The sequence below is a fragment of the Bradyrhizobium sp. MOS001 genome (assembly GCF_004634465.1).
Lineage (GTDB): Bacteria > Pseudomonadota > Alphaproteobacteria > Rhizobiales > Xanthobacteraceae > Bradyrhizobium > Bradyrhizobium barranii.
The window spans coordinates 426,147-447,524 of record NZ_SPVJ01000003.1; the positions used below are offsets into that span (position 1 = coordinate 426,147).

A 21,378-nucleotide genomic window follows, 5' to 3' on the forward strand; every position below is an offset into this window, starting at 1 on the left:
ATCCCGGGAAGGTCGAATGCCCAGTCGTCAGTTCGGATATAGCGCTTCGTCTGGCACCAGTAACATCGGCTACATCCGTTCGGGTAAACAGCCTTTGCAACTTTGCGTGGGCCGATGCTTGAAAGTGCGACCTTGAGGGGATGGCGAAAATGGACAATCGAGCTGACGGCCAGATCGCCTGCGGCCAAAATGAATCCACGGCGTTGCCGGATTTAGGTCGCATTGCGACCTAGGTCACGGCCAACGCTCCCGTCCGGGCAGGGGCGCAACACCGGGGTTTTCCATGTCCGGTCATTTGCGAGTTTATTGCGCCGCTTTTACGCTTATTGCAGGTCTCTCGACATCATCCGCGTTTTCGACGCCTCTTTCCGAACTCTTCAATGCCGGTCCCGCCACAGCCCCTGCGCCCGCTTCCGCGGAAGCAGAGTGCTTGACGCGGCCCGGCAAGTCGACCGCCGATGGCCAGCACTGGGTCTATCGGGTGGAAGGCCAGCGCAGATGCTGGTTCCAGATCGCCGAAGGAACTGAGAGGGCGAAGAAGCTGGTTCAGCAACGCGCCACCAAACATCGTGTCGCCGCGGCCGAAGAGAACCAGACCGCGGCGCGCAAGCGGAAGACGGTGGTGGATGCGCGCGCGGAGCTGCCGCGCTCCGCACCTGCGGATACGTCCCGGCCGAGCCCGTCCGTGCCCGCGCAGGTGGTTGATGCCAGTCCCGTCCTCGCCACCGGGATCGCAACCCGCGCGTCGCCGGCCCCCCTTTCCAAACGCGACCGGCTCACGGCCGACGAGATCACGCCGCGCCAGGTCGACGTGGAGGCACTCCTTGCGGCGGCGCCAGCCGCCAGTGACGTGGTTGCCGCCTCGGCGGCGCCGCTCGCCTTTTCCGCCGCAGAGGCGGGCGATGACGGACGGGTTTGGACCTGGCTTGGCATGCTGCTGATGGCTTTGGGGCTTGTCTCCGTCTTGAGCGCGAGTCTAACCATTCGGTGGGCCGCGCTGCTGCCCCAGCTATTATTCGCTTGCCAGCGGCGAGTTGACGCCAGCAGGCAGAATGGGCCTCGAGCTCCCTGGCGGCGCGGCTCCCTGGTTTGGGCCCAACAGGACTTATGGGGCAATGCCTGGCGTCGCTCAACACCACAGCTTTCAGCACCGATCGCGGTGAGTATCTGGAGGCTTCTCTTGTCGAGGGCGAGTTCTCTCGAGAAATTTCATGCGTTCGCTCAATCGCGAGCCGCCGGGCGCCCTGCCTATTCGGAAACAACCCAGTTTCGCAGACCATCGATCGTGCGAAATCCGTCGGCGGCGTAGCAGCGGATCGATGGATGGAAGCCTTGCGTCATCTCGGCAAGCGCGTGTCCTGGACCGAGGTCCAGGACTTGATCGACCCCGAGCTCTACGAGAGCCTCCAGCGTCGCCGCCCAGTCGATCGGGCGCGCGATCTGGCATGCGAGCTTTGCTGTCGCATCGGTCACGGAGAAGATGCGCTCGCCGCCATCCCCTGCGAGGAGGGTTCGTTGGTCTGCGACAGGAGCGCGTCTGCTGGTCGCAAGCGCTTGCTGCAAGGGCGTGCAGGCCGGTTCGAGACGCGTCGTATGCGAGGCGATTTTGACGGCGAGAAGACCGGCGCGGGCGGCGCCCTGTGTCGTCGCCTCCTGACAGAGGGCGATGACATCGCACTCCGCGCCTCCAACCACGACAAGAAGGCCGGGATTCCTGATTGCGATCTCGCAGCGGTGCGTCTCGAGCAGGTGTTCGAGCGTGGCTCGTTCGAGCCCGCGGACATAGCCGAGCCGCCCATCCGGCCCCGCCACGCCGTCCATCAATCGGGCGCGGATATCGGTCAGTCGCAACGCTTCGGCGGCGGTCCATATTCCCGCAACGCTCCAGGCCGCCATCTCGCCGACGCTGTAGCCCGTGACAGCGGTGCCCTCAGTCAGCAAGTCCGCGATACAGGCGTGGATCGCGAGCGCCGATGTGACGGTTAGGATCTGGCTGGCATGGTTGGCGGACAGCTCGTCCGCGCGGCGCGTCCTTATGAACTTCCGCGGATCTTCGCCGAGACAAGCGGTCGCAGCGGCGAAGACCGATTCCGCAGCAGGCCGATCGGCGACGAGATCGAAGATATTGTCCGACAGGGTGCCTTGTCCGCCGCAGAGCAGTGCAAGCATCAGGGGGCCAGCCGATCGACGAAGAGAGCGTCCACAAACAGAGCCATGGCGAGCAGATCTGCCGATCCGCCCGGACTGAGATTGCGCGCGACGAACGCCTGGTGAATGCCGTCGGCGTGCTTGCGCCAGCCTGGGCAACCGATTCCGCCTGCGGCAAGGAATGCGGATGCGCTGGCCTGCGCGAAGCGCAATCCGTCAACTCCGCCCCTGTGCAACAGATTGGTGTCGGCAACATCTGCGATCAGCGCCATGCAGGTCTGAACCCGAACCGCCTCCTCATCCCGAGGCGCGAGCGTCCGCGCCGCATGCAGCGCGGGAAGGGCGATGTCATAGACGGAGGGGAAGCCACAAGCCGCTTCCGCCCTGGCGCCGCCGGCGCCGTAGCGACGTGACGCCACGGCGCCGTGGCTACGCAGGGATATCGGGCCTGCGTAGATGGCGTCGCCCCAACGTTGCGACACCAATTCGCCGAGCGGCTTGCGGATACCGAGAGCGCCGCGATACCCGGCCGCGGCGCAGAGCAGACCCAGTCCGAAGATCGCGCCGCGATGCGTGTTCACACCTGAGGTCGCCGCCAACATCGCGCGCTCCGCCGCAACCCCGATCGCGCGCAACCGGTCCATGCCGGCGCCCTCGGCGCCCGCGGCTGCGAGGTCGTGGAAGAACGGAGCCAGCGTGTCGGCGCTTCGGCACAGGAGCCCGGCGTCCATATCGCGATGCGCGCCGTTGTCGACGTGGCTGACGAGCCCCGGCTTCGGATAGGTCTCGACTTCGAGCTTCAGGCACAGCGATGCGAGATGACCGAGCTGCTCCGCGCGGAGCGCGCGTTGCGGCGGCGCTTGCCATCTCAGCGCGACATTCATGACGCGCCACCGGCGAGAAACGCCGCACGCGTGGTGACATGAACGCCGGCCGCGCCTTTGACGAGGACTTCGTCCTCGTCAGCGCCGGTCAGCTCGCGCCATTGCACGCCGCCGGCGTGATAGACGATCTCGCCGTCGAGCCGCATCGGCGCCGTCTCTCCGATCCGCGCGATGTCGGACGGCAGGGTGATCGCGTGCCTCGCCGACGACAGCGGCCAGAGCAGGTCGAGGTCCGACCCATCGGACAGATAGGGCAGGCCGGTGAGATGCTGCCAGGCCAGACTGCCGTACGTGCGCGTCTCAGGCAGAAGGCGGACGAGCAGGTCGATGGTCTGGCGCCACGACGCCGGCGCGGCTGCTGCCGTATCCGCCAGCAATGGCGGCGGAGCATGCGCGATGAGTTCGCCGGGGGCGAGCGCGACCGCGATACGCCGCTTGCCGTGGCTCGGCGGCAGCGGCAGGCCAAGCGGAATCATGCCTGCGGGGTCGTTGCAGGCCGGCCTGCGAACCACGAGCGGGCGGCCGGTGCGCGCCCAGCCCTCGATAATCGGCTCGCTGGCGAGCGCGGGATTTCGGCTCATCGCGGCGGCCCACCCGGTGGCCGAGGCCGTCACCATCGTATGGCGCTGGAGGGCTTCAGCCATGTTGCGCCCCCTCATGCGCGGCTGCCGCGAGCGTGACAACCCGATCGGCGATCTCGGCCGCCTTCCGCCGGCCGCCACGCTCGGCGCCGAGCCGGGCGCGATCGTCCTGTCCCTGCGGCCGTTGCAGCACGGCCGCAAGCTGCGGCGCCAAAGGCGCATTTTCATCCCAGACGGCGTGAATGCCGCCGGTCTGCACCATGTTGTCGAGGCCAGGCGCGAACACCGGCGTCGCTTCCGCCTTGGCCTTCAGCACATCGATCGGCAGCTTGGTGACCCGCGCCATCGACGGCAGATCCATCACGGCGGGATGCGCTCCGGGCAGCGCCACCAGCGTAGCCGTGGCGAGCGCGGTGGCGATGAACGCACCGGCCGCGCTGCCACCATAGAGCAGGCCGACGGTGCGGTGTCCCTCGGCTTCCGCCAGCAGCAGGGTCTTGGCGAGATGCGACAGATACTCACTGAGGCCAAGCAACTCGTCGCGCTTGCTCATGCGCTGGCTCGACGAATCCACCAGGACCAGGATCGGCGCACGATCGCCGGATTTGACGATCTCGATCACGTGGCCTGCGAGCACGATCGCCTCATCGACACCGAGCGGCTGACCCTGCGTGATGCCCAGCACGTGGACGGGACCTCCACCGGGCAGGATCGCCTGTCCCGCGATCATCGCGCCCGTGGTTGCGATCTTGCTGCCGTTTGGAAAGAGACTGGCCAGGATTTCATCGAGCGTCATCGGCGTTCTCCCTGTTGTCTGCCGCGCGAAGAAATGCGCCGGTCGGAAGTGCGGGAATCTGAGTCGGCTGGTCGATGCTGAGCGTCTGCCAGATCTCGATGGCGTCCTCGGCCTCGCCGAAACGCTGCAATCGCCGCTCGAGGCGCGTCTGCTCGGCTTCGAGCACCGCCACGTCGCATCGTCTGTTGGCTTTGAGCGCGTCGACCGCCGCCTGACGAAACGCCTGCGCCTCGTCGTCGACGAACGCATCAGCGCCGCCGATGAGGTAACGGTGTTTGCCGCCCATGGTGCGCCACACCAGCGCGCGATCGCGCGAGTCGAACTCCTCGATGCCCTTGTTGGTCTCGATCACCTCGGGGCCGCTGACACTGAGCCGGCCTTGTTCCGAGATGATCAGGTGCGAACAGGTGCCGGCGATCAGGCTGCCGCCGCCATAACAGCCGGCACGGCCGCCGATCAGGCCGACCACGTGGATGCCGGCGCGCCGTGCCTCGATGATCGCGCGCATGATCTCGGCGATGGCGAGCTCGCCCGCATTGGCTTCCTGAAGCCGCACGCCGCCGGTGTCGAACAGGATCAGTACGTCCTGATGAAGCGCACGCGCGGCACGCAAGAGGCCCGTGAGCTTGGCGCCATGGATCTCGCCGAAGGCACCGCCCATGAAGCGTCCCTCCTGCGCCGCGACGAGCACGGGCGCGCCGTCCAGACGGCCGCGGCCGACGACGATGCCGTCGTCGAACTGTTCCGGCAGGTCGAAGATCGCCAGATGCGGGCTCATCTCGCGCAGCTCGGGGCCGTTGAGTTCGGTAAAGCTGCCGGCGTCGACGAGCGCGTCGATGCGCTGGCGGGCGCTGGCCTCGTACCAGCTCAGCAAATTGGCGTCGGCTGTGACGGCTGTCAACGTTCCGGCTCCTCGATCTTGCGGACGCCTTGCGCAAGGCGCAGCGCCACTGTGTCGGGCCTGGCTCCGCCGTCATTGATGGAAATGCGCAAGCCCCCGGCGGAGCGGCGGGCGACGAAGTCGCGGACCACGGCGTCCCAGACCATGCCGAAGCCATGAGCAGCCGTTGCGATGTCGATGGTGCAGACATCTGCCGGCGAGACGCGTTCCAGCAGGACTTCGAGATTGCCGGAGGCGACGACGCCGACGATCGCCTGGGTGCGAGTGCCGCCGGCGCATCTCGGGGCAGTCAGTCTGAAGCTGAGCTTTTCCATGCAAAACTCCTCACCAATTGCGGAAGCGGCTGGGCGGGCGGTAGAGACCGCCGGAGGCCAGCATGAGGTCCTTGATCGAGCGGGCCGCCAGCAGGCGCCGGTCGGCGTCGAGCGGATCGATGCCGAGATCCTCGGGGCGCTGGATCACGCCGCGCTGCCTGAGCTGTTCGACCAGCTTCGCATCACGCGCGCGTCCGATATCGGTGTAGCCGGCAACGCCGCGGATCGCCTGCTCGCGCTCGTCCTTGCTGCGGCACATCAAGAGGTTGGCGATGCCTTCCTCGGTGACGATGTGGGTGACGTCGTCCGAGTAAACCATCACCGGCGCGAGATCGAGCTTGAGCTCGCGCGCCAGATCGAGCGCATCGAGCCGCTCGACGAACAGCGGCGCATTGCGATCGCCGAAGGTCTCGCCGATCTGCACCACCAGCTTGCGGCCGCGGCGCAGCGCCGCGTTGGAATCGGGATCGGCTTCGGCGCCGGCCTTGAGCCAGGGTTCGCTCGGGTGGCGCCGGCCGCGCGGATCGGAGCCCATGTTGGGCGCACCGCCGAAGCCGGCGATGCGGCTGGTCGTCACCGTCGAGCTGTGGCCCTCGAGGTCGATCTGGAGCGTCGATCCGATGAACATGTCGCAGGCATAGAGGCCCGCCGTCTGGCAGAAGGCGCGGTTCGATCGCAGCGAGCCGTCGGGCCCGGTGAAGAAGACGTCGGAACGCGCCGCGACGTAATCCTCCATGCCGACTTCCGAGCCGAAACAGTGGATCTGGTCGACCCAGCCGGATTCGATCGCCGGAATGATCGTGGGATGCGGGTTGAGCGCGAAATGGGTGCAGATCTTGCCCTTGAGGCCGAGCCTCTCGCCATAAGTCGGCAGCAGCAGCTCGATCGCGGCGGTGTTGAAGCCGATGCCATGGTTGAGCCGGCGCACGCCGTAGGGCGCGTAGATGCCCTTGATCGCGAGCATTGCGGTCAGGATCTGGGTCTCGGTGATCGCGGCCGGGTCGCGGGTGAAGAGCGGCTCGACATAGAAGGGGCGGCCGGCCTCGACCACGAAATGCACGAGGTCGCCGGGAATATCGACGCGCGGCACCTTGTCGACGATTTCGGTGACCTGCGCCACGACGAGACCGTTCTTATAGCTCGTCGCCTCGACCACCGTCGGCGTGTCTTCGGTGTTCGGCCCCGTATAGAGATTGCCGTCCTTGTCGGCGCTCACCGCCGCGATGAGTGCGACATTCGGCGTGAGATCGATGAAATACCGGGCGAACAGCTCGAGGTATGTGTGCACGGCCCCGAGCTCGATCTTGCGGCCGAACAGCATGCGCGCGATGCGGGCCGCTTGCGGCCCCGAATAGGAGAAGTCGAGCCGTCGCGCGATTCCCTTGTCGAAGATGTCGAGATGGGCGGGCAGGACCACCCCCGACTGCACCATGTGCAGGTCATGGACATCCTGGGGGTCGAGGTTCGCGAGCGCCGAGGCGAGGATGTCGGCCTGCTTCTGATTATCGCCCTCCAGGCAAACCCGGTCCCCTGACCAGATCACCGCCCTCAGGAATGCAGGCAGGTTCGCAATGGGCACCATCTTGCCCTTCGCGTGCTGGCCGCCGGCCGCCAGGCGCTCCGCCAGGGCGGCCTTTTGCATACCCCAATCGCTCATTTCGGCTCCTTGGCATGCGGGGTTGGCTTTCGATTGCCTAAATGTATGCGTATTGCTCTCAAATGTCAATTAGTGCATGCATAAACCCATAAGCGATGGATATTCGCATACACAGGAGGGAATTTACGATGCGAATGCATGCAGATAGTCCAAGTCCTGGGGATCGTGCCCTGCTCGCCGAGGGGAGGCGCCCGTGACCATTTCCGGCGTAGCGCTGCTCGCGATCTGCACCCTCTTAGGGGGCCTGCTGGGGGACCTGCTCGGCGTCGCCCTCGGCGTGAAGGCCAATGTCGGCGGCGTGGGCATCGCCATGATGTTCTTGATCGCGGCCCGGCTCTGGCTGGTGCGGCACGGCATACTCAGCCACGGGCTCAAGACCGGCGTCGAGTTCTGGGGCAGCTTCTACATTCCGATCGTGGTCGCCATGGCCGCGCAGCAGAACGTGGTCGCCGCGGCAAAAGGCGGTCCGATCGTCGTCATTGCGGGGATCGGCGCGGTCGCGGTGTGTTTCGCGATGGTGGCCCTGATCGGCCGGTTCAGCGGTCGTGTCGAGACCATGGACGAGATCGAGGCGCGAGAGGCCGAGGCGCTCGCTGCACCTGTGCCCCACTTCAAGTCCGGAAGGATCGGATGATCATGATGTCTCACATTCTCGCCGCCAATGCGCTGATCACTGCGTTCGCGGTCGTCGGAATCCTGATGTGGATCTCCGGAGCGATCTCGAAATATCTCACCTTCGGGCGCATTCACGCCTCGGCGATCGCGATCATGCTGGGCCTTGCGCTAGCCTTTTGGGGAGGCATCTCCACCGGCGGCGAGAAGGGCGTGGCCGACCTGCCGGCCCTAGCCGGGATCGGCCTGATGGGTGGAGCGATGCTGCGCGATTTCGCCATCGTCGCAACCGCCTTCGAGGTCGATGTCGTCCACGCGCGCAAGGCCGGGGTGATCGGTGCGGTCGCACTCGGACTGGGAACGGTGGTGCCGTTCATTCTCGGCGTGTTCGTCGCCGCGGCGTTTGGCTACACTGACGCGGAATCGCTGACGACGATCGGCGCCGGTGCGGTCACCTACATCGTGGGCCCGGTCACGGGTGCGGCGATCGGCGCATCCTCACCGGTTATTGCGCTCTCGATCGCGACCGGTGTATTCAAGGCAGTGATCGTCATGATCGGCACGCCCTTTGTGGCGAAGATGATCGGCCTGAACAATCCGCGTAGCGCGATGGTGTTCGGCGGCTTGATGGGAACGGTCAGCGGCGTGTCTGGAGGGTTGGCGGCGACGGACCGGCGTCTGGTGCCCTATGGTGCGCTGACGGCGACATTCCACACCGGGCTCGGATGCCTGGTCGCGCCCTCGATCCTTTACTTCGCGGTGCGCGCGATCACGGGAGGCTGAATGGCAGAAGTATTGAAGGTCGCAGTCGACGCGGAGGACGATGGCGGGCTGCTCTCCGATCGCATCCGGAATGCGCTCACGGACGAGATTGCCTCAGGTGCGCTCGTCGCCGGTTCGGCCCTGGAAGAGCAGCAGCTTGCCGATCGTTTTGGAGCTTCCCGCACGCCGGTGCGGGAGGCGCTTCGCCAACTCGTGGTCAGCGGCCTCGTCGAGGTGCGCGGCCGCCGCGGCCTCGTCGTTGCGCGGATGACGCCGGAGCGCATCATGGACATGTTCGAGACCAGCGCCGAGGTGGAAGCCATGTGCGTCAGGCTCGCGACCTACCGCATGACCCCGCTCGAGCGGAGCCATCTGATCGAACTCCATGACGCCTCGTTGAAGATGGTCGAGGCCAACGATGTCGATGCCTATGACACGTTCAACCGCGAATTCCACGAATGCATCTATCGCGCAACGCACAACTCGTTTCTCGCCGAGCAGGCGCAGGACGTGCGTTCGCGGCTCAGCGCCTTCCGCCGCACCCAATTGCGGCAGGGCGATCGCATTCGCAAGTCCCGCGACGAGCATGACGCCATCATGCAGGCGATCGCGGAAGGTGACGGAGAGACTGCCGCGCGCCGAATGCGTGCGCACATGCTGAATGCCGCGTCCGCACTCAGGCGCTACATCGATGATCGCCTCGGCTGAGTAGCCCGATCGCACGATCGGGCCGATAGCATGACCGCATCCGGCGGCCGCAGGCATGGACCATTGGTAAGGTCGCGTGCCCATTCTGCCTGATCGAGGCGCGCCGCGCTCGCATCGCGCCGAGCGGCTTGAGCGCGGCGTCAAATATTTCTACATCCACTCAGATCCGTTCCTGCGTGCCGGTTTGACAGGTATCAGGAAGCTGTTAGGCCAATAGTCCGAAGCAAAACATACGCAACGAACCGTACTCCTGCGGCTTGGGCCGGCGCCTGGCTTGAGACGCGGGTCCTTGTCCCTAGGCATAGGGACAGACACGGCCCTGCAATCCGCTTAGGGTCGCTCGTCTGGTTGCTCGTAACCCCGGGACAGGGCCAGAATATCGGACGATCTCCTCCGGGGCGTTGATGCTGCCCCGCGGGGTCCGATGCAACCAGCCGAAGCACTGGGGCGGACAGGGAGGAGCTGTATGACGATCGGTTTCACGCGCGTTTGTCTTGTTGTGGCCTGCGTACTTTATGGATGCGCGGCGCACGCGGAAATCAAAGTCGGAATTGTGATTTCGGCCACTGGCCCGGGATCTGCGTTGGGGCAACCCCAGCTCAAGACTGTCGCAGCTCTGCCAAAAGAGATCGGCGGAGAGAAGGCGACCTACATCATCCTGGACGACGAGTCTGATTCCACCAAAGGGATCCAGAACGCGCGCCGGCTCGTGATCCAGGACAAGGTCGACGTGCTGGTCGGGTCTTCTCTGACGCCGGTGACCATGCCGATGCTCGACGTCGCGCTGGAGTCGAAGACGCCGCTGCTATCGCTTGCGGCCGCCACCGCCATCGTTCAGCCGCTGGACGACAAGCGGGCCTGGGCCTTCAAGGTCGTCCCCAACGATGACCTGATGGCGAGCGCCATTCTCAAATACATCGCGAAATCCGGCGCGAAGACGCTTGGCTTTATCGGTGTTTCGGATGGGTATGGCGAAGGTTACTATAAGGAGGTGAGCCGCCTTGCGCCGACCTTGGGCCTGACGGTGACGACACATGAAGTCTACGCGCGTGCGGATACCAGCGTCACCGGCCAGGCGTTGAAGGTGATGTCGACGAATCCTGACGCCGTCTTCATTGCTTCTGCTGGCACACCGGCGGTCCTGCCGCAGCAGGCGCTCCGTGAGCGCGGATACACCGGAAAGATCTTCCAGACGCATGGCGTAGCCAGCGAGGAGTTCATCAAGCTCGGAGGCGCGACCGTCGAAGGCGCTATTTTCGCCGGCGAGGCCTTTACCGTTGCGGCCGATCTTCCGGCGGGAGACCCGTTCCGTCACGCGACGGAGCAGTTCGTGACGGCCTATGAGGCGGTGAACGGTCAGAAGCCCAATATGTTCGCGGCTCACCTCTGGGATGTCGTCGCGCTGATCGGGAAAGCTGCTCCGAACGCGCTGAAGACGACGAAGCCGGGTACGCCCGAGTTTCGTGCAGCTCTGCGGGACGAACTCGAGCGCGGGGAGAACATCTATCTCAACAACGGGCTGTCGAACATGAGCAAGACCGACCACAACGGCTATGATGAACGCTCAGCCTTTTTGATCAAGGTCGAGGGCGGGAAGTTCCGCTTGGCGAAATAGCAGCGCGCCATCCTCGGGAAGACGCGATGTTGAAGCCGAGCTTCTTGTCGGTGATCTCGACTCGTCAGCCTGCAGGACAGGGCACGCCGTCAGCGCGCCACGAGAGGGACATAGTGCTCGAGTTCGGGATCCGGGAAATGGATGGTCCGGCCAAGCTCCGCGGAGCGATAGAGCCCCATAAGCATTTCCATGACGCCGACCCCGTCATCGAAGGTTTCTGCCGGACTCATGCCCCGCCTGAATGCCTCCACCATATGGCGGTTCTCGTCGGTGTAGCCGTAGATGCCGGCTTCGTCCTCGACTACCGGCATCAGACCTTGCTCGGAATTCTGCTTCTCGACGAGATCCTCGCCCTCTGATCCGCTGATCGCGCGGGAGAGGAAGACCTTGAGGCCAGTCGAGAGCGAGGAGAACTCCATCGAATATTCGGGACCAAGCAGTTCAAGCTGGATGCGCAAGCCCGCGCCGACATACGCCCATGAGGTTGTCGCCTCGATCATCAATTGATTCCCGTCGGTATCTTCCATCGAAAGTATCCCGCGCGCGAAATCTTCGACCGGACGTTTGGTGAAATCGACCCCCATTCGCCTCTTGAGGTCGGCAGCGTAGTGGGGGCGCGTCCATTTGAGATTGGCCGTCGTGGCGCTGGCACTGACCAGCCGTAGGGAGTCGCGCTTTGCGCCTGGCGCGGTCAGCATGAAGCGTGCGACCTCGACTGAATGGCACATCATGTCGGAGAGCACGCCCCCTCCTTGCTTGTCGCCTTGCCAGAACCATGGCTCGTGCGGTCCTGAATGCTCCTCGGCGGCACGCGCGAGATAGGGGCGTCCACTTCCGGGTACGGCTCGCCGCCAGATGATGTCCTTGCCGCGCATCACCGCGGTCGAGAAAAGCTGGTTCTCCAGATAACCGTGAAGCAGGCCTGCATCTTCGACGAGCCTGCGCATCTCCCGTGCTTCGGCAAGCGTGCGGGCGAGTGGCTTTTCGCAGGCGATGGCGCGCAGGGGAGCCCCGGCCTTGGTCACGCGGTGGATCTCGCGCATGATGTCGAGACGGCTGTCGTTCGGCGTCAACAGCCAAAGCGCGTCGACCTCGCCGGACATTGCCATCGCCTCGATGCTGTCAAACACATGCGCCGGCCCAAGGCCAAGATTGCGCGCCTTGTCGGCGATGCGCGTCCGTCGCTCGGCGGAACGGCTGTAGACGCCGCCGACGCTGACGTTGCGCACGCCGAGCATGGACTGCAGATGGAACGCGGCGATGAAGCCGCTGCCGACAAGGCCGATGCGCAGCATTGGAAGTTCCGTGAGCTTCTGCATGTCAGAGACCTCCTTCAATGAAAATGTGGTGGTTCAGACCGACGTGGGCGTCCTGCGTTGCCTGCCCGGGATCGCGGCCAGCAGTGCCTGCGTGTAGGGATGCTCCGGCCGTGTCAGTAGATCTGCCGTCGGCCTGATCTCGACGATTTCTCCGAGGCGCATCACTGCGATCCTGTCGCAGACCTGGGCCGCGACGTTGAGATCGTGGGTGATGAACAGCACCGCCAGCCGCAGCCGCGCCTTCAACGTCTCGAGCAAGGTGAGCACCTGCGCCTGGACAGAGACGTCGAGTGCCGACACCGGTTCGTCGGCCACCAGCACCTCTGGGTCGAGCGCCAGCGCGCGCGCAATTCCGATCCGCTGGCGTTGCCCTCCGGAGAATTCATGCGGAAAGCGTCGCGCGGCGCTCGGGTCGAGTCCCACGAGTGCCAGCAGTTCCTCGGCACGTGCGAAGGCCTGCGCCGGCGGGACGCCGTGCGCGATCGGTCCGTCGGCGATAATTCGCCCGACGCGGCGACGCGGATTGAGCGAGGCGAAGGGATCCTGGAACACCATTTGGACGTGCTTGCGGGCGGCCCGCAGGCCGGCACCGCGAGCCTCGGAGAAATCCAGTTCGCCGATACGGACCACACCGGCATCGGCGTCGGTGAGACGCATCACCAGCCGACCGATCGTGCTCTTGCCCGAGCCGGACTCTCCAACGAGGCCGAGCGTCTCGCCGCGCCGGATTTCGAAGGTCACATTCTTTACGGCTGCGACCTCGGTCTGCGAGCTGAACCAGTCGCTGCCACGATAGATCTTCGCAAGTCCGGTCGCGGCGCAGGCGATCGGTTCGTCCTCGACCCGGACCCGGACCGGCGGGGTCCCGCCGGGCACCGCGGCGAGCAGCCGACGCGTATAGGGATGCTGCGGGCGTTCGAGCACGTCCTCCACGGACCCCTGTTCGACGACGCGCCCCTTCTCCATGACCGCGACGCGGTCCGCGATGTCGGCGACGACGCCGAAATCATGGGTGATGAACAGCACCGCCATGCCGCGCCGCTGCTGAATGTCCCGGATCAACCGAAGGATCTGTGCCTGTGTCGTGACGTCGAGTGCCGTGGTTGGTTCGTCCGCGACCAAGATCGATGGTTCGAGCGCAAGGGCCATTGCGATCATGGCACGCTGACGCTGGCCACCCGACAATTGATGCGGGTAGCTGTGGATGATCCGCTCGAGGTCGCGCATGCCGACCTCTTCGAGGAGGGCGCGCAAGTGGGTTTGCCGCTCAGTTGGCGTGAATTGTCCGTGCGCCTCGAACGCTTCCATGATCTGGTCGCCGATCCTGATCACAGGATTGAGCGCTGTCATCGGTTCCTGGAAGATCATCGCGATGCGTCGCCCGCGCAACGTCCGCCATTCTGCTGCGGGGAGGTTCAGCAAATCGCGCCCCTCAAAGTGTATGGCCCCTGCAACCGGGCGAATGGCCCTGGGCAGCAGGCCCATGACAGCAGAGGCGCAGACCGATTTACCGGAGCCGGATTCCCCGACGACGCAGAGGATTTGTCGCGGATGCAGAGCAAGCGAAACGTCCTCGACGGCAGAGGCACGATCCCCGCCGGCGGGCAGCGCCAGCGTCAGCCGCTCGATCGACAGGATCGCCTCTATTGTCTCGCTCATGCTGTCCGATCCGACATCACGTCTTTCTCATCCTGGTCACGCCGCCAGTGCAATGCCGTCCTTGCGATGGTCCGACGCGCCGAGAATGACGCCCCTGGAATGATCGACGTGCACGGCCTGACAACCTCCGAGCGGTTCGTCCGCCCAGATCACGCGATGACCGCGCGCAATCAATTCGTCGGCGACGGAGCCGGGAATCGTGGGTTCGAGACTCAGTGTGCCATCAAACGCAAAGCTGCGCGGCGCATCCGAGGACTGCTGAATGTCGAGCCCACGATCGAGCACGCCGCTCAGGATCTGCATATGTCCCGCCGCCTGGTATTGTCCACCCATCACGCCAAAGGCCATGATCGGCTTGCCATGCTTCGCCAGCAGACCCGGAATGATGGTGTGAAAGGGACGTTTTCGCGGCGCAATCGCATTGGGATGTCCTTCGAGAAGGGAGAATCCCGAACCCCGGTTCTGCAATAGCACGCCAGCGCGAGGAGCGTAGATGCCGCTGCCGAACGCGAAGAAAAGCGAATTGATGAAGGATACCATGTTGCCGTCGCGGTCGGCGACCGCAACGTAGGCCGTGTCACGATGAACAGGCATGTCAAAATCCGCTGATGCGCTGGCACGCTTCAGGTCGACGGCGGAGCGCAATGCCGCAACTGACGCCTCTGAGAGTAGCGAATCGACATCGAGCGGACGGAATTCCGGATCGGCGACCAGCGCGTCGCGCTGCCGGTAGGCCGCCTTGGTTGCCTCGGCTAGGAGGTGAATGCGATCCGCCTCGCCGAGCGCCGGACTGGCCATGTCGAAGCCGGCAAGGATGCGGGCGATCAGCAGCGCCGCGACGCCCTGTCCGTTAGGCGGGCATTGCAGGATTTGATGATCGCGGTAGTCGGCGCTGATCGGCTCAACGTACTCCGATCGGGCACTTGCGAGATCTTCAAGCTGCATCACTCCGCCCAGCGCCTTCAATGTCGCGACGATTTCTTCGGCGACGGCACCTTCGTAAAACGTGGCGCGTCCCTCGCGTGCAATCCGGCGCAGCGTCGCGCCGAGTGCGGGATGATTGAGCTTGCTGCCGACGGCGGGCGCAGCGCCACCGGGCAGATAGACCGGTACGCCAGTCTGATGTCGTTCGATGCGATCGGCGTAGCGTGCCCAATCCAGTGCGGCGCGGGGCGTCACCACAAAGCCGGTCTCGGCCGCGCGGATCGCCGGCGCCAGAACCTCGTCCAGGCCTTTTGAACCATAGTCGCCAGAGAGGCGGCACCAGGCATCGACCGCACCCGGAACTGTCACTGCATGGGGTGAATCGTCCGGGATCGACGCCAGCCCGCGTTGCCGAAACCAGCCGAGCTCGGCCTTCGCCGGCGCTCGGCCCGAGCCGTTGACAGCGACGGGCTTGCCGGAGGCGGGAGCATAGATCGCAAAACAGTCGCCGCCGATGCCGGTCATATGCGGATCAATGACACCCTGGAGGGCGATCGCGGCAATGGCGGCATCGACCGCATTGCCGCCACTGCGCAGGATCTCGACCGCAGCGAGCGTGACAGCCGGATGAGAGGTCGCGGCCATGCCCCGATCGCCCACCGCCAGCGAGCGCCCCGGCACCATGAAATCGCGCTGTCCCCAGCTCATGCCCTTCTCCGATTGTTGTTGTGGGGCCGCGTGGCGAGGGCTGCGGCAGCCGGTTCATCGCAAAGGATATCGACGTTGCCATGCAGGCGGAGTGCCGAGGCAGGACAAGCTGTTGTGATCGGACCCTCGATCGCGGCCGCGAGTGCGGCTGCTTTCTCCGGTCCCTTGGCGATCAGGAGGATGCTCCGAGCCTCCAGGATTGTTGCTATGCCCATTGTGATCGCACGTTCGGGAACCGACGCCGGATCGGGAAAATTGATGGCATTCGCGATGCGGGTTGCCTCGTCGAGTCTGACCTCGCGGGTACGTGAGGCGAAATCCGAACCTGGCTCATTGAAGCCGATATGGCCATTGGCGCCGATGCCGAGGAGCAGGAGGTCGATGCCCCCGGCAGCCGCAATCTGCGCCTCATAGCGCGCGGCCTCGGCGGCGACGTCGTCGGCCGTGCCATCGGGGATCTTTGCCCGACCGGCTTCCATATCCACATGCCTGAACAAGTGCTGCTGCATATAGGCATGGAAGCTTCCGGGCGATTGGGGTGCGACGCCCACATATTCATCGAGGTTGAAACTCGACACCGTTCGGAATGAGATGAGGCCGGCGCGGGTCGCGGCGACAAGGCGGGCATAGAGCGGCGCCATTGTCGCTCCGGTCGCAAGACCGAGGGTAACCGGCCGCCGATCGTGTAGCCGCGCGATGACGAGCGCGGCTGCGCGTTCCGCGACGGCGGCGGCATTGCCGACAACTTCGATTCTCGGCGCCTGCTCCTTCATGCCGCGACATCTGCTGCCGTGAAAGGAAGAGCCAGCGGGCCCGCATCCTTGCCGATGCCAAACAACGAGCGATGCACGAGGTCGATCGCGCTTCCGATCGCGCCGATCAGCGTGGCGCGATTGCCGAGCGCGCTGAGCTCGATACGAACAGGCTCGCGCATGCAGCGTGCCAGATGTTCATCGATCCGGACCTTCAACTCGGGCCGCGCGCCGATGCTGCCGCCCATGATGATGATTTCCGAATCGAGGATGCTGTGCACGGCCAGGATCGCGGTCGTGAGGATCCGGCCGATCTCGTCGATCGTCACTCGCGCCGCCTCCTCGACCGCGAGCCGATCGAAGACATCGCGCACGGTACTGCCGGGCGCGCCGCCGAGCGCGATATAGCGTTCGACAATGCCGGCGCTGCCGATCGCGGTTTCCAGGGTGCCGAACCGAAGACCGCGCGCATCGTAGGGATCGCCCCCAAGCGGCAGGTAGGCTATCTCGCCGGCCGCCCCGCGTGCGCCGCGCACGAGATAGCCGTTCGAAAAGATGCCCATGCCAATGCCGGTGCCGACTGCGATGAAGGCGAAACTGCGCGCCTTGCGGCTGTTGCCGCGCCAGTGCTCCCCGATTGCGGCGAGATTGACGTCATTTTCGATAGCGACGTCGATTCCGAGCCGTTCGCGCAGCGCGGCCCTCACGTCCAGGCTATCCAGTCCGGGGATATTGGGCGCGATGACGATGCTGCCCGACGCTGGGTCGACCATCCCCGGACTTCCCATCACGCCGCCGCGCAAGCGTTGCGCCGATACGGACGCACGCTGAAGCAGGGCATCCTTCATGCGATCGATCTGTGCGACCACGGCAGCGCCGCCGTCGCAGGATGTCGGTTCGATGCTCTCGGCGACGATCTCACCGTGCAGATCGGCAAGTGCGACGTGCAGTTTCGTGCCGCCAAGGTCGATACCCAACACGAAGGCGGCATCCGGCCGGAGCGCATAGGTGACGGCGCTTCTCCCCACGCTGCCCTGGATTTGACCGTCCTCATGGACCCAGCCGTCGCGCTCGAGATCACGCATCACTTCGGAGATGGTCTGCTTGGACAGGCCCGTGCTGCGGGCGATTTCGGCGCGCGATACCGAGCGATCGCGCAGCAGGCGCTCTACCACAAGGCGCACGGATTGCTGTCGCGCAACGGGCGATGAGGGGGCGTCTGGCATGGGCCTCAATCCAATTAGTCAATATACCGAACTAATACTTCGCTTGATCTGTCGTCAAGGGGTGAGGCACGAGGATTTTGCGCTCTCGAAAGCGATGTATTGTAATTTAGTTCCATGATTTGTTCGAGACATTTACAAATAGGTTCAGTCGTGCTTGTCTTGACCTCCAACAGCAGAGCCTTGGAAGCCTTGGGATAGGCGTGCGACGAAAGGAATTCCGTATGAAGCGGACGGGCACGGCGTGGGCGGCAATTCTGATGATCGCATCGGGCCTGGTCTCGGCGAGTGCCGCGACATTGCGGGTCGGCATTCAGGACGATCCCGATGCGCTCGACCCGGCACTCAGCGGCACATACTCCGGCCGCTTCGTGTTTGCGGCGCTGTGTGACAAGCTCGTCGATATCTCCCCCGACCTCAAGATCGTGCCGCAGCTGGCAGAGGCATGGGAGTGGTCCGCGGACGGCAAGTCGATCACCTTTACGCTACGCCAGAACGTCACGTTCCACGATGGCACCGCGTTCGATGCAGCGGCAGTCAAGTTCAATATCGAGCGCATGAAGTCCATGCCGGATTCCAAGCGCAAGGCCGAGCTGGCGCCGGTCGCGAGCGTCGAAGCGCTTGCCGCGGACAAGGTGAAGTTCAACCTGTCGGAGCCGTTCGTGCCGCTGCTTGCCAATCTCAGCGATCGTGCCGGCATGATGGTCTCGCCCAAGGCCGCCACGGAGAAAGCCGGGGAATTTGCGGCCGCGCCGGTCTGTGCCGGTCCGTATCAATTTGCCGAGCGCAAGTCGCGCGACCTCATTCGCGTCAAGAAATATCCCGGCTACTGGAACGCTGCACGGGTCGGCTATGACGAGGTCGTCTACTACTACGTTCCCGACTCGACCGTGCGGTTGTCGCGTGTCCGGGCGGGCGATCTCGATCTCGCGGAGCGTATCGCGCCGACCGATCTCAAGACCGTACGCGACGATCCCAACCTCGCCCTGCATTCCGGCCAGGGACTTGCCGTCTCGCATCTGATGTTCAATGTCGGCGCGGGCGCGAAGGCCGATACGCCACTCGGCAAGAACTCGACGCTGCGTCAGGCCTTTGAGCTGGCGATCGATCGCAATGTCATCAACCGCGTTGCCTTCAACGGCGAGTTCCTGGCGGATAACCAGATGATCCCGCCGTCATCTCCGTTCTACGATAGCGCGCGCAAGGCGCCGGCTCGCGATGTTGCCAAGGCCAAGGCAATGATTGCCGCCGCCGGAATGACTCGCGTGCCGGTCGAGATCCAGTACGAGAATACGGCCGGCGATTCCCGGGTCGCACAGATCATACAGTCGATGGCGGGCGAGGCCGGTTTCGACGTCAAGCTGCTGCCCATGGAAACGACCACGGCCATCGAGCGCTACATGAACGGCAATTTCGAAGCCTATATCGGCAACTGGAGCGGCCGCGCTGACCCGGACCCGACGCTGGTCGCCTTTTTCAGTTGCGCGGGCTCCCAGAACGTCAACAAGTACTGCAACAAGGATCTCGATGCGATCCTGAACCAGGCCCGGGGCGAGGCTGACGAAGCCAAGCGCAAGGCACTCTACGCCAAAGCGACGGACATTTACCTGACGGCGCTCTCGTCGATTCCCCTCCATCACCCGAACTGGTTCTTTGCGGCCCGCAAATCGGTCGGCGGCATCGTCATGGTGCCGGACGGTCTGTTGCGCCTGGTCGGTGTCAGGCCTGTGAATTGATGTGCAACGCCTCGCGCCCGCCGATGCGCTCGTCCTGGTGAGGACCAGTCTGCCCCGATGAAGAGCTTGCTTCTGCGCCGGCTTGCCGTCCTGCTGCCGACCCTGTTGCTGGTGTCGATGATGGTGTTCGGTCTGCAGAAACTGCTGCCCGGCGATCCTGCGCTGGCGCTCGCCGGAGAAGAGCGTAATCCCGAAGTCGTTGAATATCTTCGGCAGAAGTATCGCTTCAATGATCCGATCCCGGTGCAATACGCCGTCTGGCTGAAAGCCCTGGTGCACGGTGACTTCGGCACGTCGGTACGCACCCGATTACCGATCGGCACCATGCTGGCGGAAAAATTGCCGGTGACCGCTGAGCTCGCGACCCTGTCGATGCTGGTCGCGCTGCTCGTCGGGTTGCCGATCGGGATCTTCGCGGCGCTGGGGCGCGGGACGCCCTTCGACTACGGCGCCAGTCTGTTCGGGCTTGCCGGACTGTCGATCCCGCATTTCTGGCTGGGGATCATGCTGATCCTTCTGTTCTCGGTGAATCTCGGCTGGCTTCCGGCCGGAGGTTTCGTTCCGCCGTCCGAGAGCGTGGGAGGCAACCTGCTTTCGATGCTGATGCCCGCTTTGGTGCTCGGCACGGGCACCGCTGCGATCATGATGCGCCATGTCCGCGGCGCGATGATCGAGGCGATGAAGCAGGACTACGTGCGCACCGCCCGCGCGAAGGGCGTCCGCGAAAGCACCATCGTGATGCGTCACGCGTTGCCGAACGCGCTGATTCCCGTGGTCACGCTGGGCACACTGCAATTTGGCGAACTGCTGGCCGGCGCGGTGTTGACGGAGCAGGTCTTTTCCATCCCGGGTTTCGGCAAGATGGTCGTCGACGGCGTGTTCAGCCGCGATTATGCCGTGGTTCAGGCGGTCGTGCTCTGCACAGCAGCCGTATTCCTCCTGATGAGCCTGATTGCCGACGTGGCCTATGTGCTGCTCAATCCGAGGCTCAGGTCATGAGCTCGATTGAGACGGTGCCGGTCGCAAGTCAGGCACGCGCCGCCGCTCCTTCGGAAATTCGTCGCCTGTTGCGCGAACCATCCGCCGTCATCGGGGCCACGATCATCCTGTTCTTCGTCGTGCTGGCGGTGTTTGCCTCGTGGATTGCGCCGTACGATCCAAACTCGCCGGACTGGATGGCGATTCGCGCGGCACCCGGTGCGGCACATTGGTTCGGCACCGACGATCTCGGTCGGGACGTGCTGTCGCGCGTGATCTTCGGCACGCAAGCCTCGCTTGCCGCCGGCATCGTCTCCGTGACGGTCGCGGTGCTGATCGGCCTTCCGTTTGGTCTCATGGCCGGCTATTTCGGCGGCCTCACCGACATGGTGATCTCGCGCTTCGCCGATGCGCTGCTCGCTTGCCCCTTTCTGGTGCTGGCGATTGCGCTCGCCGCGTTCCTGGGCCCCAGCCTGCAAAATGCGATGATTGCCATCGGCATTTCCGCCGTGCCGGTGTTCGTTCGTGTCGCGCGTGCCGAGACGCTGGTTGTCTGCACCGAGGATTACATCGCCGCGGCCCGGTCCCAGGGCCTCGGCCATCTCGCCATCCTGACCGGACAGGTGCTGCCGAACGTGCTTGCGCCGACGATTGTGCAGGCGACGCTGACCATGGCGATTGCAGTTCTCGCCGAGGCGAGCCTGGCCTTTCTGGGGCTTGGCCAGCTTCCTCCGGCCCCCTCATGGGGCGCCATGCTTGACGTTGCCAGGCAATTTCTCGGCGAGGCGCCATGGATGGCCTTCTGGCCCGGCCTCGCGATCATTGCGCTCGTCATCGGCTTCAACCTGATGGGTGACGGCCTGAATGATGCCCTCAATCCCAGGCACTAGATGGAAGACGAGCCTGTTCCGCTGGGGGACTCCGCGGCGTGGCCTAAAGCGGGATGGGGTTAGGTTGAATCGATTTGGGATTCCCAAATCGGTGTGTTTCTGATTCACCATTCTGGCTGGGTTGGAGGCCAGCATGGATGGGCAAGCCTTATTCTCTGGATCTTCGCAAGCGTGTCGTGTCCGCGATCGAGGGCGGGATGTCCCGCAATCA

Annotated in this window: 20 protein-coding genes; 8 read left to right on the forward strand and 12 right to left on the reverse strand. The window is 64.5% G+C overall.

Features of this window, described 5'->3' with window-relative positions; all coding sequences use genetic code 11:
- Positions 1-283: 283 nt before the first annotated feature.
- Positions 284-1,309 (forward strand): hypothetical protein, encoded by a 1,026-nt coding sequence (locus CT676_RS07610; RefSeq protein ID WP_135214257.1) that lies wholly within the window; start codon positions 284-286, stop codon positions 1,307-1,309.
- Here CT676_RS07610 and CT676_RS07615 read toward each other — a convergent pair.
- Genes CT676_RS07615 through mdcA form a run of 7 tightly spaced genes read right to left on the reverse strand, consistent with a single transcriptional unit; the run spans position 1,249 to position 7,281 of the window.
- Positions 1,249-2,169 carry an acyltransferase domain-containing protein gene (locus CT676_RS07615; RefSeq protein ID WP_084795019.1) on the reverse strand — a complete coding sequence of 307 codons (921 nt, stop codon included), beginning with the start codon at positions 2,167-2,169 and terminating at the stop codon, positions 1,249-1,251. The two genes, CT676_RS07610 and CT676_RS07615, sit on opposite strands and share 61 nt — an antisense overlap.
- Positions 2,169-3,032 carry a triphosphoribosyl-dephospho-CoA synthase MdcB gene (mdcB, locus tag CT676_RS07620; protein ID WP_063981834.1) on the reverse strand — a complete coding sequence of 288 codons (864 nt, stop codon included), beginning with the start codon at positions 3,030-3,032 and terminating at the stop codon, positions 2,169-2,171. The genes CT676_RS07615 and mdcB overlap by 1 nt, the downstream gene beginning before the upstream one ends.
- Positions 3,029-3,676, reverse strand: a complete 648-nt coding sequence (gene mdcG, locus CT676_RS07625; protein WP_135214258.1) for a malonate decarboxylase holo-[acyl-carrier-protein] synthase — start codon at positions 3,674-3,676, stop codon at positions 3,029-3,031. The genes mdcB and mdcG overlap by 4 nt, the downstream gene beginning before the upstream one ends.
- Positions 3,669-4,409 (reverse strand): biotin-independent malonate decarboxylase subunit gamma, encoded by a 741-nt coding sequence (gene mdcE / locus CT676_RS07630; protein WP_135214259.1) that lies wholly within the window; start codon positions 4,407-4,409, stop codon positions 3,669-3,671. Before mdcE ends, mdcG begins: the two co-directional genes overlap by 8 nt.
- Positions 4,396-5,310, reverse strand: coding sequence for a biotin-independent malonate decarboxylase subunit beta (locus CT676_RS07635; protein ID WP_135214260.1), 915 nt, complete (start codon positions 5,308-5,310; stop codon positions 4,396-4,398). The genes mdcE and CT676_RS07635 overlap by 14 nt, the downstream gene beginning before the upstream one ends.
- A complete protein-coding gene (gene mdcC, locus CT676_RS07640) occupies positions 5,307-5,624 on the reverse strand; it encodes a malonate decarboxylase acyl carrier protein (RefSeq protein WP_071911406.1) in 318 nt (105 codons plus the stop codon). Before mdcC ends, CT676_RS07635 begins: the two co-directional genes overlap by 4 nt.
- A gap of 10 nt (positions 5,625-5,634) precedes the next feature.
- Entirely contained in the window at positions 5,635-7,281 is a 1,647-nt protein-coding gene (gene mdcA, locus CT676_RS07645) for a malonate decarboxylase subunit alpha (protein WP_135214261.1), read from the reverse strand.
- 193 nt (positions 7,282-7,474) lie between these two features.
- On the opposite strand from mdcA, the gene madL reads away from it, so the two are divergent.
- From madL to CT676_RS07670, 4 genes are all read left to right on the forward strand, one after another.
- Complete coding sequence (gene madL / locus CT676_RS07650) at positions 7,475-7,915, forward strand: malonate transporter subunit MadL (protein ID WP_028149209.1); 441 nt, start codon at positions 7,475-7,477, stop codon at positions 7,913-7,915.
- Positions 7,912-8,676, forward strand: coding sequence for a malonate transporter subunit MadM (gene madM, locus CT676_RS07655; RefSeq protein WP_063981840.1), 765 nt, complete (start codon positions 7,912-7,914; stop codon positions 8,674-8,676). Before madL ends, madM begins: the two co-directional genes overlap by 4 nt.
- A complete protein-coding gene (locus CT676_RS07660; protein ID WP_071911412.1) occupies positions 8,677-9,363 on the forward strand; it encodes a GntR family transcriptional regulator in 687 nt (228 codons plus the stop codon). It begins immediately after the preceding gene.
- A 466-nt stretch (positions 9,364-9,829) separates the two neighbouring features.
- Positions 9,830-10,978: an ABC transporter substrate-binding protein gene (locus tag CT676_RS07670; RefSeq protein ID WP_135214262.1), complete on the forward strand. Its 1,149-nt coding sequence runs from the start codon at positions 9,830-9,832 to the stop codon at positions 10,976-10,978.
- Between the two features lie 89 nt (positions 10,979-11,067).
- Here the strand turns inward: CT676_RS07670 and CT676_RS07675 are convergent, their stop codons facing one another.
- From CT676_RS07675 to CT676_RS07695, 5 genes are read right to left on the reverse strand one after another with little or no spacing between them, the layout of a single operon-like run.
- Positions 11,068-12,297: a Gfo/Idh/MocA family oxidoreductase gene (locus CT676_RS07675; RefSeq protein WP_135214263.1), complete on the reverse strand. Its 1,230-nt coding sequence runs from the start codon at positions 12,295-12,297 to the stop codon at positions 11,068-11,070.
- Positions 12,298-12,330: 33 nt separating this feature from the next.
- A complete protein-coding gene (locus tag CT676_RS07680; protein ID WP_135214264.1) occupies positions 12,331-13,956 on the reverse strand; it encodes an ABC transporter ATP-binding protein in 1,626 nt (541 codons plus the stop codon).
- A 36-nt stretch (positions 13,957-13,992) separates the two neighbouring features.
- A complete protein-coding gene (gene ggt / locus CT676_RS07685) occupies positions 13,993-15,588 on the reverse strand; it encodes a gamma-glutamyltransferase (protein ID WP_135214265.1) in 1,596 nt (531 codons plus the stop codon).
- Positions 15,585-16,361 (reverse strand): glucosamine-6-phosphate deaminase, encoded by a 777-nt coding sequence (gene nagB / locus CT676_RS07690; protein ID WP_135214266.1) that lies wholly within the window; start codon positions 16,359-16,361, stop codon positions 15,585-15,587. Before nagB ends, ggt begins: the two co-directional genes overlap by 4 nt.
- Positions 16,358-17,566: an ROK family transcriptional regulator gene (locus CT676_RS07695; RefSeq protein ID WP_343287537.1), complete on the reverse strand. Its 1,209-nt coding sequence runs from the start codon at positions 17,564-17,566 to the stop codon at positions 16,358-16,360. Before CT676_RS07695 ends, nagB begins: the two co-directional genes overlap by 4 nt.
- 221 nt (positions 17,567-17,787) lie before the next feature.
- Here CT676_RS07695 and CT676_RS07700 point away from each other — a divergent pair, with 221 nt between their 5' ends.
- From CT676_RS07700 to CT676_RS07710, 3 genes are read left to right on the forward strand one after another with little or no spacing between them, the layout of a single operon-like run.
- Entirely contained in the window at positions 17,788-19,299 is a 1,512-nt protein-coding gene (locus tag CT676_RS07700) for an ABC transporter substrate-binding protein (protein WP_135214267.1), read from the forward strand.
- A gap of 57 nt (positions 19,300-19,356) precedes the next feature.
- A complete protein-coding gene (locus CT676_RS07705) occupies positions 19,357-20,298 on the forward strand; it encodes an ABC transporter permease (RefSeq protein WP_135214268.1) in 942 nt (313 codons plus the stop codon).
- Positions 20,295-21,167 carry an ABC transporter permease gene (locus CT676_RS07710; RefSeq protein WP_028149198.1) on the forward strand — a complete coding sequence of 291 codons (873 nt, stop codon included), beginning with the start codon at positions 20,295-20,297 and terminating at the stop codon, positions 21,165-21,167. Before CT676_RS07705 ends, CT676_RS07710 begins: the two co-directional genes overlap by 4 nt.
- Positions 21,168-21,378 lie beyond the last annotated feature (211 nt).

Bases quoted from the DNA above. Each gene is read 5' to 3' on its own strand.
- CT676_RS07610 (WP_135214257.1), top strand. From the start codon at position 284: ATGTCCGGTCATTTGCGAGTTTATTGCGCCGCTTTTACGCTTATTGCA.
- CT676_RS07615 (WP_084795019.1), bottom strand. From the start codon at position 2,169: ATGCTTGCACTGCTCTGCGGCGGACAAGGCACCCTGTCGGACAATATC.
- mdcB (WP_063981834.1), bottom strand. From the start codon at position 3,032: ATGAATGTCGCGCTGAGATGGCAAGCGCCGCCGCAACGCGCGCTCCGC.
- mdcG (WP_135214258.1), bottom strand. From the start codon at position 3,676: ATGGCTGAAGCCCTCCAGCGCCATACGATGGTGACGGCCTCGGCCACC.
- mdcE (WP_135214259.1), bottom strand. From the start codon at position 4,409: ATGACGCTCGATGAAATCCTGGCCAGTCTCTTTCCAAACGGCAGCAAG.
- mdcC (WP_071911406.1), bottom strand. From the start codon at position 5,624: ATGGAAAAGCTCAGCTTCAGACTGACTGCCCCGAGATGCGCCGGCGGC.
- mdcA (WP_135214261.1), bottom strand. From the start codon at position 7,281: ATGAGCGATTGGGGTATGCAAAAGGCCGCCCTGGCGGAGCGCCTGGCG.
- madM (WP_063981840.1), top strand. From the start codon at position 7,912: ATGATCATGATGTCTCACATTCTCGCCGCCAATGCGCTGATCACTGCG.
- CT676_RS07660 (WP_071911412.1), top strand. From the start codon at position 8,677: ATGGCAGAAGTATTGAAGGTCGCAGTCGACGCGGAGGACGATGGCGGG.
- CT676_RS07670 (WP_135214262.1), top strand. From the start codon at position 9,830: ATGACGATCGGTTTCACGCGCGTTTGTCTTGTTGTGGCCTGCGTACTT.
- CT676_RS07675 (WP_135214263.1), bottom strand. From the start codon at position 12,297: ATGCAGAAGCTCACGGAACTTCCAATGCTGCGCATCGGCCTTGTCGGC.
- CT676_RS07680 (WP_135214264.1), bottom strand. From the start codon at position 13,956: ATGAGCGAGACAATAGAGGCGATCCTGTCGATCGAGCGGCTGACGCTG.
- ggt (WP_135214265.1), bottom strand. From the start codon at position 15,588: ATGAGCTGGGGACAGCGCGATTTCATGGTGCCGGGGCGCTCGCTGGCG.
- nagB (WP_135214266.1), bottom strand. From the start codon at position 16,361: ATGAAGGAGCAGGCGCCGAGAATCGAAGTTGTCGGCAATGCCGCCGCC.
- CT676_RS07695 (WP_343287537.1), bottom strand. From the start codon at position 17,566: ATGCCAGACGCCCCCTCATCGCCCGTTGCGCGACAGCAATCCGTGCGC.
- CT676_RS07700 (WP_135214267.1), top strand. From the start codon at position 17,788: ATGAAGCGGACGGGCACGGCGTGGGCGGCAATTCTGATGATCGCATCG.
- CT676_RS07705 (WP_135214268.1), top strand. From the start codon at position 19,357: ATGAAGAGCTTGCTTCTGCGCCGGCTTGCCGTCCTGCTGCCGACCCTG.
- CT676_RS07710 (WP_028149198.1), top strand. From the start codon at position 20,295: ATGAGCTCGATTGAGACGGTGCCGGTCGCAAGTCAGGCACGCGCCGCC.